This window comes from Pseudomonas sp. rhizo66 (assembly GCF_031931925.1).
Lineage (GTDB): Bacteria > Pseudomonadota > Gammaproteobacteria > Pseudomonadales > Pseudomonadaceae > Aquipseudomonas.
On sequence record NZ_JAUJWZ010000003.1, the window covers coordinates 141551 to 153535 of the forward strand.

The 11985-nt window shown below is 58.8% G+C and carries 13 protein-coding genes; 1 reads left to right on the forward strand and 12 read right to left on the reverse strand.

Annotated elements, in window-relative coordinates; translation table 11 throughout:
• Positions 1 to 146: 146 nt before the first annotated feature.
• From rpoS to QZR14_RS05015, 8 genes are all read right to left on the reverse strand, one after another.
• A complete protein-coding gene (gene rpoS, locus QZR14_RS04980; RefSeq protein WP_250603125.1) occupies positions 147 to 1154 on the reverse strand; it encodes an RNA polymerase sigma factor RpoS in 1008 nt (335 codons plus the stop codon).
• 106 nt (positions 1155 to 1260) lie between these two features.
• A complete protein-coding gene (locus QZR14_RS04985) occupies positions 1261 to 2130 on the reverse strand; it encodes a peptidoglycan DD-metalloendopeptidase family protein (protein WP_250604202.1) in 870 nt (289 codons plus the stop codon).
• A 212-nt stretch (positions 2131 to 2342) separates the two neighbouring features.
• Complete coding sequence (locus QZR14_RS04990; protein WP_172828219.1) at positions 2343 to 2978, reverse strand: protein-L-isoaspartate(D-aspartate) O-methyltransferase; 636 nt, start codon at positions 2976 to 2978, stop codon at positions 2343 to 2345.
• Positions 2979 to 3019: 41 nt separating this feature from the next.
• Complete coding sequence (surE, locus tag QZR14_RS04995) at positions 3020 to 3769, reverse strand: 5'/3'-nucleotidase SurE (protein ID WP_311996030.1); 750 nt, start codon at positions 3767 to 3769, stop codon at positions 3020 to 3022.
• Positions 3757 to 4815 (reverse strand): tRNA pseudouridine(13) synthase TruD, encoded by a 1059-nt coding sequence (gene truD / locus QZR14_RS05000; RefSeq protein ID WP_311996031.1) that lies wholly within the window; start codon positions 4813 to 4815, stop codon positions 3757 to 3759. Before truD ends, surE begins: the two co-directional genes overlap by 13 nt.
• Positions 4812 to 5285 (reverse strand): 2-C-methyl-D-erythritol 2,4-cyclodiphosphate synthase, encoded by a 474-nt coding sequence (gene ispF, locus QZR14_RS05005; protein ID WP_038979164.1) that lies wholly within the window; start codon positions 5283 to 5285, stop codon positions 4812 to 4814. Before ispF ends, truD begins: the two co-directional genes overlap by 4 nt.
• Before the next feature lie 43 nt (positions 5286 to 5328).
• Positions 5329 to 6174: an S-formylglutathione hydrolase gene (gene fghA, locus QZR14_RS05010; protein ID WP_311996032.1), complete on the reverse strand. Its 846-nt coding sequence runs from the start codon at positions 6172 to 6174 to the stop codon at positions 5329 to 5331.
• A 95-nt stretch (positions 6175 to 6269) separates the two neighbouring features.
• Entirely contained in the window at positions 6270 to 7382 is a 1113-nt protein-coding gene (locus QZR14_RS05015; protein WP_007908835.1) for an S-(hydroxymethyl)glutathione dehydrogenase/class III alcohol dehydrogenase, read from the reverse strand.
• 116 nt (positions 7383 to 7498) lie between these two features.
• On the opposite strand from QZR14_RS05015, the gene QZR14_RS05020 reads away from it, so the two are divergent.
• Positions 7499 to 8395 carry a LysR substrate-binding domain-containing protein gene (locus tag QZR14_RS05020; RefSeq protein WP_311996033.1) on the forward strand — a complete coding sequence of 299 codons (897 nt, stop codon included), beginning with the start codon at positions 7499 to 7501 and terminating at the stop codon, positions 8393 to 8395.
• 140 nt (positions 8396 to 8535) lie between these two features.
• On the opposite strand, the gene ispD is transcribed toward QZR14_RS05020, so the two are convergent.
• The 4 genes from ispD to kdsA form a co-directional block, all read right to left on the reverse strand.
• A complete protein-coding gene (ispD, locus tag QZR14_RS05025) occupies positions 8536 to 9243 on the reverse strand; it encodes a 2-C-methyl-D-erythritol 4-phosphate cytidylyltransferase (protein WP_311996034.1) in 708 nt (235 codons plus the stop codon).
• Positions 9240 to 9518: a cell division protein FtsB gene (gene ftsB, locus QZR14_RS05030; protein ID WP_007908838.1), complete on the reverse strand. Its 279-nt coding sequence runs from the start codon at positions 9516 to 9518 to the stop codon at positions 9240 to 9242. The genes ispD and ftsB overlap by 4 nt, the downstream gene beginning before the upstream one ends.
• A 171-nt stretch (positions 9519 to 9689) precedes the next feature.
• Positions 9690 to 10979: a phosphopyruvate hydratase gene (eno, locus tag QZR14_RS05035; protein WP_003222156.1), complete on the reverse strand. Its 1290-nt coding sequence runs from the start codon at positions 10977 to 10979 to the stop codon at positions 9690 to 9692.
• A gap of 157 nt (positions 10980 to 11136) precedes the next feature.
• The gene (gene kdsA / locus QZR14_RS05040) at positions 11137 to 11982 is read right to left on the reverse strand and encodes a 3-deoxy-8-phosphooctulonate synthase (RefSeq protein ID WP_123452079.1); all 846 of its coding nucleotides are present in this window, start codon (positions 11980 to 11982) and stop codon (positions 11137 to 11139) included.
• Between the last annotated feature and the right edge of the window lie 3 nt (positions 11983 to 11985).

Below are 11985 nucleotides of genomic sequence, written 5' to 3' on the forward strand. Positions count from 1 at the left end.
GCAGGCCTCGTTCCAGATAAAGTGGGGCCACTTCGTGCCCCAGCGGGAGCAAGCCCCTCGCCACAGGAAATCACATTCGCTACTTGAGCAGGCAACAAAAAGCCCCGAACCAGTCGGGGCTTTTTGCGGGCAGGCGTATGGGACGCTTATTGGAACAGCGACTCGCTCGACAGGCCATTCTTTTCAAGGATTTCACGCAGGCGCTTGAGGCCTTCTACCTGGATTTGTCGGACCCGTTCACGGGTCAGGCCGATCTCCAGGCCTACATCTTCCAGCGTGCTGCTCTCGTGACCGCGCAGGCCGAAGCGGCGTACGACCACTTCGCGTTGCTTGTCAGTCAGCTCCGACAGCCATTGATCAATGCTCTGCGACAGGTCGTCGTCCTGTAGCAGTTCACAAGGATCGGTCGGACGATCATCGGTAAGAGTGTCCAGCAGGGTTTTATCCGAATCCGGACCCAGCGAGACGTCGACCGAAGAAACCCGCTCGTTCAGGCCGAGCATGCGCTTGACCTCGCCCACCGGTTTTTCCAGCAGATTGGCGATTTCTTCGGGTGAAGGTTCGTGGTCGAGCTTTTGCGTCAGCTCCCTTGCAGCCCGCAGGTACACGTTGAGCTCCTTGACCACATGAATCGGCAACCGGATGGTCCGGGTCTGGTTCATGATCGCGCGCTCGATGGTCTGACGAATCCACCAGGTCGCGTAGGTCGAGAAGCGGAAGCCGCGCTCGGGATCAAACTTTTCCACCGCCCGGATCAGCCCGAGGTTGCCCTCTTCGATCAGATCCAGCAGCGACAGCCCCCGATTGACGTAACGTCGGGCGATTTTGACCACCAGCCGCAGGTTACTTTCAATCATGCGCTTGCGCCCGGCCGGATCGCCACTTTGCGACAAGCGCGCAAAATGAACTTCTTCCTCCGGGGAGAGCAATGGGGAAAAGCCGATTTCGTTGAGATACAACTGCGTGGCATCAAGTGCACGCGTGTAGTCGATGTACTTATGTTGTTTAAGTGAAGCGGAGTGTTTGGATTTGGAACGAACGGAAGGTGGAGCAGCCCCTTCATCATTCGACATCGAATCCGACTCGATGCCGGCCTCCATAAGGAGAACCTCATCGTCGATGTCAAACTCCGGCACTTCTTTACTGAGAGCCATTGTTATAGTCCTTTGGTGAGTTCGACCCCAAGCTCAAGCGACGCCTTTATCCTTGGCAGCGCTGGAGCCTGTCCCCTCTACGCGACGGAACAGGCTGGCCTACAAATCAACGTCTTGGCAGGAACTGCAGCGGATCTACAGGTTTACCTTGGCGGCGAATCTCAAAATGCAGTTTCACCCGGTCTGTACCCGTTGACCCCATTTCGGCAATTGTCTGTCCGACCTTGACCTGCTGCCCCTCCCGAACCAACAGCCTGCGGTTATGTCCGTAGGCACTGACGTAGGTTTCGCTGTGTTTGATGATGACTAATTCGCCGTAGCCCCTTAAGCCACTCCCGGCGTATACCACCGTCCCATCAGACGCAGCTAAAACAGGCTGTCCCAAATCTCCGGCGATATCAATTCCTTTATTCAAACTACCGTTTGAAGAGAATTTTCCAATCAGAATGCCATTAGATGGCCATCCCCAGCCGGTCGGGGCCGGGCCCGCCGGAGGCAGCGGCGCGGGTGCTTGCTTGTTGGCGACGGACGGTACAGCCCCCGTAGAACCGGTGGTTGTAGTGGTTGTCGTGCCATTTGCCTGGCGCCGGATTACCGTGGTTTTGCTCGACGAGGAAGGTGCAGAACTGCTGTTGCTCACAACCGCTGTCGGCGTTGAACCGGTACGACCATCAAAGCGAATTGTCTGACCCGGATGGATCGTATACGGCGTAGGAATATTGTTCCGGGCCGCGAGGGCTTTGTAGTCCCAGCCGTAGCGAAACGCGATCGAAAACATCGTATCGCCCGGACGGACTACATACTGCCCGGTCGTCACCGTAGGACGCTGGGCCACCGCGTTGTTGCGGTCGACCACCCGCACATTGCTCGATTTGGTGCTGGAGCAACCGACCAGCAAGGTGCTCAAGACAAGGCCAGTCACCAGGCGCTGAAAGCTCGTGTTACCCATACGCTGCGCAATGACTGTGAGACTCACCCGCCGCTCCCTTTGTGGTGGCTGAAAAATGTGGAATGCCGGATTTCGGCATAAGGTGTCGCCAGTATAACGGGCCGAATCGGCTTTACCTTCAATGAAGCGAAATCGCTTCGCGCACACGTTTGCAAGTTGGCAATCTGCTGCGTTTAAACCATCGCTGCCGAGGTAAGACACAGGCGAACGAAAGGAATTCAGCGCACGCAAACAAATGCTCAGGCCAGTGGCCCATTGAGCAACGGCACGAAACGGACCGCCCCCAGCACATGCCGGGAAAAGCCGTTTTCCTCACGCACGATCAGCATCAATTGCTGCACTTCTCCGGAACCCACCGGGATCACCATGCGTCCTCCCGGAGCCAGTTGATCGAGCAAGGCTTGCGGAACATCCGTGGCTACGGCGGTGACGATAATGCCGTTATACGGGGCCAAAGCCGGCCAGCCCTCCCAGCCATCGCCCCAGCGGAACACCACGTTGCGCAGATTCAGTTCAACCAAACGTTCCTTGGCGCGATCCTGCAGCACTTTGATGCGCTCAACCGAGAACACTCGCTCGACCAGTTGCGACAACACCGCTGTCTGGTAACCGGACCCGGTGCCGATCTCCAGCACCTTATCCAGCGGCCCCGCCTCCAGCAGCAACTCGCTCATGCGCGCCACCATATAAGGCTGGGAAATGGTCTGGTTGTTGCCGATCGGCAACGCCGTGTCTTCATAGGCGCGGTGTGCCAGCGCTTCGTCGACGAACAGGTGACGAGGTGTGCGCCGGATCACTTCCAGCACCTTGGCGTTGGACACGCCCTCTTCGTAGAGGCGCTGGATCAGCCGCTCGCGGGTACGCTGAGAGGTCATGCCGATCCCGCTGCGCAGCCTGTCTTCGTGTTCACGTGCCATCAGCGCAGTCCCTCCAGCCAGCCATCAAGGCTTCTGAACGCATCGTTGAAGGTGCGATCAAGCTGCAACGGCGTGATGGACACAAATCCCTGCATCACCGCATGAAAGTCAGTGCCCGGGCCGCCATCTTCAGCATCGCCGGCAGCGGCAATCCAGTACCCGGCCTTGCCACGCGGATCGACCACTTTCATCGGCGCCGCCGCCCGGGCGCGGTGGCCCAGGCGAGTCAGTTGAATACCGCGAATGTGGTCGATCGGCAGATTGGGAATGTTCACGTTGAGCACCGTGCGTGGCGGCAGGTCGAGCCCGGCATGGGCCTCAACCAGTTTGCGCGCAAAGTACGCCGCTGTCGGCAGATTATCCACCTGCCGCGAGACCAGCGAAAAAGCGAATGACGGACGTTCGAGAAAACGCCCTTCAAGGGCGGCCGCCACGGTCCCGGAATACAGCACGTCATCGCCAAGGTTGGCGCCGAGGTTGATCCCGGAAACCACCATGTCCGCCTCGCGCTCCAGCAAGCCATTGAGGCCCAGATGCACGCAGTCGGTCGGTGTACCGTTGAGGCTGATAAAGCCGTTGGCCAGGTATTGCGGATGCAACGGACGGTCGAGCGTCAGCGAACTGCTGGCGCCGCTTTTGTCCTGCTCCGGGGCGATAACCACGCACTCGGTGTAATCCGCCAGCGCAGCATAAAGCGCGGCGAGACCGGGTGCGGTTACCCCATCGTCGTTAGAAATCAGAATACGCATGGGCTGTCCGTCTGCCCCACCGGCACCAGATCAACGAGTTCGCGCACCAATACGGTGGCGAAGCATCCGGCCGGGAGGACGAATTCCAGTTGCAGAATGTCAGGTTGGGGATAATGCCACGTCAACCCGCCAATGGGCAGCCGCAGGATGCGACGTTCGTGGCTCATGCCGGCGTGGATCAACCAGTCGCGCAGATCCGCTTCGCGGGCGGCGATCTCCTGCTCCAGCTCATGGACTGCACCAGTGGTGGGCGAGTCACCTTCACCCCACTGCGGGCCGGTCGGATGCAGATCGAGAATCGCCAGACGCGGGTCACTGCACTCAGCTTCACCTGCCGGGAAAAAACTGCGGCTGTCGGTGAACGCCAGCAGATCACCAACCAGCGCGGTGTTCCAGGTGCCATCGGCAACCCGTGCCGCCAGCACCTTGTTGAAGAGGAAACTGCGCGCGGTCGAGAGCAGACGCGAACGCACGTTGCGCTGCTCCGGCAAAGCCTTGCGCGCCGCCCACGAACGGGCATCGACAACGTTGCCGCCGTCGTGGCCGAATCGCTGGGCGCCGAAATAGTTGGGGGTACCTTGTTTGGCGATCAACTGCAGACGTTGTTCAATCGCCGCCTTATCGCCATCGAACTGAGTCAGGCGCAGCGTGAAACCGTTGGCCGAATGCGCACCGCGTTGCAGTTTGCGTTTGTGGCGAGTGGTCTTGAGGATCTTCAGCGTGTCGTTTTCCGCCGCCGACAGATCCGGATCGGCCTTGCCCGGCAATTGCACACTGAACCACTGGCGGGTCAGCGCCTGGCGATCCTTGAGGCCGGCATAGCTGACGGTGCGCAACGGCACGCCGGCAGCCTTGGCGATACGCCGCGCGGCTTCTTCAGTGTTCAGGCCGCGTTTTTCCACCCAGATCCACAGATGTTCGCCATCGCCGCTGAACGGGATATCGAGGACTTCATCGACCTGAAAGTCTTCAGCGATAGCTTTCAGTACTGCGGTGCCGAGGGGTTCGCCATAGGCCCGCGGGCCGAGCAATTGCAGTTCATTCATGCGCGCAGCAACAAGGCAACGGAGTGCACGGCGATGCCTTCTTCGCGACCGACAAAGCCAAGCTTTTCGGTGGTGGTAGCTTTCACGTTCACTTGATCCAACTCAACTTGGAGATCCGCCGCGATCAGCGCGCGCATCGATTCGATATGCGGGGCCATTTTTGGCGCCTGGGCGACGATGGTGTTATCGACGTTGCCGACTTTCCAGCCTTTGGCGTGGATCAGCGCGACCACATGACGCAGCAGCACACGGCTGTCGGCGCCCTTGAATTGCGGGTCGGTGTCCGGGAAATGTTTGCCGATATCACCCAGCGCAGCGGCGCCGAGCAAGGCATCGCTCAAGGCGTGCAGCAGGACGTCACCGTCGGAATGAGCGAGCAGCCCGAAGCTGTGTGCGATGCGCACGCCGCCCAGAGTAATGAAATCGCCTTCAGCGAAACGGTGCACATCATAGCCGTGGCCAATACGCATAAAAAAACGCCCCGATTTTTGTCAGGGCGTGATTCTACCTGCATTAACCGCGCAGAGCGCGTGCGTGATGCTGCAAGTGGTCGTCTATAAAGCTTGAGATGAAGAAATAGCTGTGGTCGTAGCCCGGTTGCAGGCGCAACGTCAGCGGATGGCCCGCTTGTTTTGCCGCTTGTTGCAGGGCTTCAGGTTTGAGCTGGGTGGCGAGAAAATCATCGCGATCCCCTTGATCGACCAGCAGCGGCAGTTTTTCGTCCGCCTCGGCAATCAGTGCGCAGGCATCCCACTCCTTCCACTTCGAACGGTCTTCGCCCAGATAACGCGAAAATGCTTTCTGCCCCCACGGGCAATCGATCGGATTGTTGATCGGCGAAAAGGCCGACACCGATTGATAACGCCCAGGATTGCGCAACGCACAGACCAACGCACCGTGACCGCCCATGGAGTGACCGCTGATGCTGCGTTTGTCCGATGCCGGGAAATGCGCTTCAACCAGTGCAGGCAATTCCTGCACGACATAGTCATGCATCCGATAGTGCCGCGACCAAGGCTCCTGAGTGGCGTTCAGATAAAACCCGGCACCGAGGCCGAAATCCCACGTGCCATCCGGATCATCCGGCACATCCGGCCCACGCGGGCTGGTGTCCGGCGCAACGATGATCAAACCCAGTTCGGCGGCCATGCGCATCGCGCCAGCCTTTTGCATGAAGTTCTCATCGGTGCAGGTCAGGCCGGACAACCAGTACAGCACCGGCAGCTTGCCGCCCTGCTCCGCCTGCGGCGGCAGGTACACGGCAAACACCATGTCGCAACCGAGCACATCGGAGCGATGGCGATAGCGCTTGTGCCAACCGCCGAAACTCTTCTGACAGGAGATGTTTTCCAGACTCATGGGATTCTCCCAGCTACAAGCGGCAAGCTTCGAGCTTCAAGACAAGGCAGAGACTCCCTTACTTGCAGCTTGAAGCTTTTAGCTTGGCGCTGCTTTTAGAAATGAATGACGGTACGGATGCTCTTGCCTTCGTGCATCAGGTCGAACGCCTTGTTGATGTCTTCCAGGCCCATGGTGTGGGTGATGAACGTATCCAGCGGGATCTCGCCGCTCTGGGCCATGTCGACGTAGCTTGGCAACTCGGTACGACCGCGCACGCCGCCGAACGCCGAACCGCGCCAGACGCGACCGGTCACCAGTTGGAACGGACGGGTAGCGATTTCCTGACCGGCACCCGCGACGCCGATGATCACCGACTCGCCCCACCCCTTGTGGCAGCACTCAAGCGCGGCACGCATCAATTGCACGTTGCCGATGCACTCGAAGGAGAAGTCGACGCCGCCATCGGTCATGTCGACGATCACTTCCTGGATCGGACGATCGAAGTCTTTCGGGTTTACGCAGTCGGTGGCCCCCAGTTGTTTGGCGATTTCGAACTTGGCCGGGTTGATGTCGATGGCGATGATGCGCGCAGCCTTGGCTTTCACCGCACCGATCACCGCCGACAGACCGATACCGCCCAGACCGAAGATGGCCACGGTGTCACCCGGTTTGACCTTGGCGGTATTGAGCACCGCACCGATACCGGTGGTGACGCCGCAGCCCAGCAGGCAGACCTTTTCCAGTGGCGCATCCTTGGAGATCTTGGCCACGGAGATTTCCGGCAACACGGTGTATTCCGAGAACGTCGAAGTGCCCATGTAGTGGAAAATGGTTTCACCCTTGTAGGAGAAACGCGAAGTGCCGTCCGGCATCAAACCCTTGCCCTGGGTCGCGCGAATCGCCTGACACAGGTTGGTCTTGCCCGACTTGCAGAATTTGCACTGACCGCATTCCGGGGTGTACAGCGGAATGACGTGATCGCCCACCGCAACCGAGGTCACGCCCTCGCCGATGGCTTCAACGATGGCGCCACCTTCGTGGCCAAGGATCGACGGAAAAATACCTTCCGGGTCAGCACCGGAGAGGGTGTAGGCATCCGTGTGGCAAACACCGGAAGCCACCACGCGCAGCAAAACCTCACCGGCCTTGGGCATGGCGACATCGACTTCTACGATTTCCAGCGGCTTCTTGGCCTCGAAAGCTACGGCGGCGCGCGACTTGATCATGCTGACTCTCCAGTGAATCCATTGAATAAAAAAGCAGACAAGGAGTGTAATACACGGCCTAACGATGAATAATCCGGACAAAAGCAAAACATTATTGCCATACAGGGATAATCCCGATGTCTGAAAACCGCTGGGAAGGCATTGACGAGTTTGTTGCCGTTGCCGAATGCAGCCAGTTCACCGCTGCTGCCGAACGCCTTGGGGTTTCGTCCTCGCACATCAGTCGACAAATCGTACGACTGGAAGAAAGACTTCAGACGCGTCTGCTCTATCGCAGTACCCGTCGAGTGACGCTGACCGAGGCGGGGCAAACGTTTTTGCAACATTGCCAACGCTTACAGGACGGTCGCGAAGAGGCTTTACGTGCGGTCGGTGACCTGACCAGCGAACCGAAAGGCATGCTGCGCATGACCTGCGCGGTCGCCTACGGCGAGCGGTTCATCGTGCCGTTAGTGACGCGGTTTATGGGGCAATACCCGCAATTGCGCGTCGACATCGAACTGAGCAATCGCCAACTGGACCTGGTGCATGAGGGGCTTGATCTGGCAATCCGCTTGGGTCGGCTGCAGGATTCGCGACTGGTCGCTACGCGGCTGGCGCCACGGCGTATGTACCTGTGCGCGTCTCCGTCCTACCTGGAACGGTATGGTCGCCCACATAGCTTGTCGGAATTGAGTCGGCACAATTGCCTGATCGGCAGCTCGGACCTGTGGCAACTGGAACAGAACGGGCGGGAATTTTCCCAGCGCGTGCAGGGCAACTGGCGCTGCAACAGTGGGCAAGCGGTGCTGGATGCGGCGCTTCAAGGGGTGGGGTTGTGTCAGTTGCCGGATTATTACGTGCTGGAGCACTTGCACAGTGGCGCGTTGATTTCGTTGCTGGAGGCGCATCAGCCGCCGAATACTGCGGTGTGGGCGCTGTATCCGCAGCAGCGGCACCTGTCGCCGAAAGTGCGCAAGTTGGTGGATTTTTTGAAGGAGGGGTTGGCCGAACGGCCCGAATATCGGCGCTGAGTGTGTTGTCTGTGCGGCCGCCTTCGCGAGCAGGCTCGCTCCCACAGGGGATCTTCAGTGGATACAAAATTCGTGTTCGGCGTAATTCAAAGGTGGGAGCGAGCCTGCTCGCGAAGGCAATCTGACCAGCACCACAGCACTCAGCGGCGATTCGCCCAACGCTGGCGTAACCATTCCAGATCCTCAGGCCGGGTCACCTTGAGGTTATCCGCCCGCCCTTCAATCAAACGCGGCTTGAGACCGGCCCACTCCATCGCAGATGCTTCATCGGTAATCACAGCATCCGCCACAAGACTGTCCGCCAACGCCTGATGCAGCGCACCGAGGCGGAACATCTGCGGCGTGTAAGCCTGCCAGATCACGCTGCGATCGACGGTTTCCAGCACACGACCGTGCTTGTCGACTCGCTTCAAGGTGTCGCGTGCAGGGACGGCGAGCAGGCCGCCGACCGGATCATCTGCCAGTTCAGCAAGCAACTTATCAAGATCATCGCGACTCAGATTCGGCCGTGCCGCATCGTGTACCAGCACCCAATCTTCATCATCGGCACCCTGCGCATGGAGGTGCAGCAAGGCATTGAGCACCGAACCGGAACGCTCGGCCCCGCCTTCAACCCGCTGAATACGCGAATCGTTGACGCAGGCCAGGTTCGGCCAATAAGGATCATCAACAGCAAGACTGACCACCAGGCCCTTGAGGCTTGGGTGATCGAGGAAACAGCCGAGGCTGTGTTCAAGAATTGTGCGCCCGCCCAATTGCAGATATTGCTTGGGACGGTCCGCGGCCATTCGGGCACCGACGCCCGCGGCAGGAATCACGGCCCAGAAGGCCGGCAGGGAATTGATCATTGGGCCAACTGGTAAAGGGTTTCGCCGTCCTTGACCATGCCCAGTTCGTGACGAGCCCGCTCTTCAACGGTCTCCATGCCCTTTTTCAACTCACTGACTTCAGCGTCCATCACGCGATTACGCTCCAGCAAACCTTCGTTCTCGGCGTGTTGATCAGCTATCTGCTGATTCAGCTCGGCGACTTGCGCCAGACTGCCATTGCCCACCCACAGGCGGTACTGCAGACCGGCCAGTAGCAAGAGCAAAACGAGAAACAACCAGTAAGGACTGCGCATCGAATATCAGGTATCCAGTGAAAAAAGACAGCCACGCCAAAACTTTGAAGCATCTGATAGCACGAAGCCTGGAAGACCCAGGCTTGTGCTGTTAAGGCATCAGATTAGTGGCAAATCCATCGCTGTCACGACTTTTTCGACACAATCCGGTGTCCTTCCATCGATTTGTACTTAGCCGCGGAACTCGCTGCGACCGTTGTACTTGGCCTTGCCATTCAACTGCTCTTCGATACGCAGCAGTTGGTTGTACTTGGAAACGCGGTCGGAACGGCACAGCGAACCGGTCTTGATCTGGCCAGCCGAGGTGCCCACGGCCAGGTCGGCAATGGTCGAATCTTCGGTTTCGCCCGAACGGTGCGAGATCACTGCGGTGTAACCGGCAGCCTTGGCCATCTGGATGGCTTCCAGGGTTTCGGTCAGGGTGCCGATCTGGTTGAACTTGATCAGGATCGAGTTAGCGATCTTTTTATCGATGCCTTCTTTCAGGATCTTGGTGTTGGTCACGAACAAGTCGTCGCCAACCAGTTGGGTCTTCTCGCCAATCTTGTCGGTGAGGATCTTCCAGCCAGCCCAGTCGGACTCGTCCAGACCGTCTTCGATCGAGATGATCGGATAACGTTCGGTCAGGCCTTTGAGGTAATCGGCGAAACCTTCAGCGGTGAACACCTGGCCTTCGCCGGACAGGTTGTACTTGCCGTCTTCGTAGAATTCGCTGGCCGCGCAGTCCAAGGCCAGGGTCACGTCGGTGCCCAGCTTGTAACCGGCGTTGGCCACTGCTTCGGAGATCACTTTCAGCGCGTCTTCGTTGGAGGCCAGGTTCGGTGCGAAACCGCCTTCGTCGCCAACGGCAGTGCTCAGGCCACGGGCCTTCAGCACAGCTTTGAGGTGATGGAAAATCTCGGTGCCCATGCGCAGACCTTCCGAGAAGGTCTTGGCACCAACCGGCTGCACCATGAATTCCTGGATGTCGACGTTGTTATCGGCGTGCTCGCCACCGTTGATGATGTTCATCATCGGTACCGGCATCGAGTAAACACCTGGGGTGCCGTTTAGGTTGGCGATGTGTGCGTACAGCGGCAGATCCTGATCCTGGGCAGCCGCCTTGGCCGCAGCCAGGGACACGGCGAGGATGGCGTTGGCGCCCAGGGTCGCTTTGTTTTCGGTACCGTCGAGCTTGATCATCGCGTGATCCAGGGCTTTCTGGTCGCTTGGGTCAGTGCCCAGCAGCAGATCGCGGATCGGACCGTTGATGTTGGCTACCGCTTTGAGCACGCCCTTGCCCAGGTAACGGCTCTTGTCGCCATCACGCAGCTCGAGCGCTTCACGCGAGCCAGTGGATGCACCGGACGGCGCGCAAGCGCTGCCGATGATGCCGTTGTCGAGAAGCACGTCCGCTTCCACGGTGGGATTGCCACGGGAGTCGAGAACTTCACGACCTTTGATGTCGACGATTTTTGCCATTGTTGTAAACACTCCAAAGTTGACGAAAACGACGCAGCTAGAGGAAATCTTTTTACCGTCGGCAAGGGGTGTGCAGCGGGCAGGCTTGCAGACGATAACGCTCATGCCCGAGGGCATGAGCGACAAATCGTGCGGTACTTTACCGGAGAATTGAGTGTTACGCGGTTTCTACCGTCGGAAAACTCTTCACCAGTTCGTCCAGAGCTTTGAGCTGGGCCAGGAATGGCTCCAGTTTGTCCAGACGCAAGGCGCAAGGGCCGTCGCATTTGGCGTTGTCCGGGTCCGGATGCGCTTCGAGGAACAGACCCGCCAGCGACTGGCTCATGCCGGCCTTGGCCAGATCCAGAACCTGGGCACGGCGACCGCCGGCGGAGTCGGCACGACCGCCAGGCATTTGCAGCGCGTGGGTCACGTCGAAGAATACCGGATACTCGAACTGCTTCATGATGCCGAAGCCGAGCATGTCGACCACGAGGTTGTTGTAGCCGAAGCTCGAACCACGCTCGCAGAGGATCAATTGATCGTTACCCGCTTCGACGCACTTGTTCAGGATGTGTTTCATTTCCTGAGGCGCGAGGAACTGGGCTTTCTTGATGTTGATGACTGCATTGGTCTTGGCCATCGCGACGACCAGATCGGTCTGGCGCGACAGGAAGGCCGGCAGTTGAATGATGTCGCAGACCTCAGCGACGACCGCGGCCTGCGCAGGCTCGTGGACGTCGGTGATGATCGGCACGCCGAAGGCTTGTTTGATGTCCTGGAAGATGCGCATGCCCTCTTCCAGGCCAGGACCACGATAGGAGGTCACAGAAGAACGGTTGGCCTTGTCGAAACTGGCCTTGAACACGTAAGGGATACCGAGTTTTTCGGTGACCTTTACGTACTCTTCGCAAACCTGCATGGCCATGTCACGGCTTTCCAGCACGTTCATGCCGCCGAACAGCACCATGGGTTTGTCGTTGGCAATCTCGATGTCGCCGACGCGGATGATCTTCTGTGCCATCGG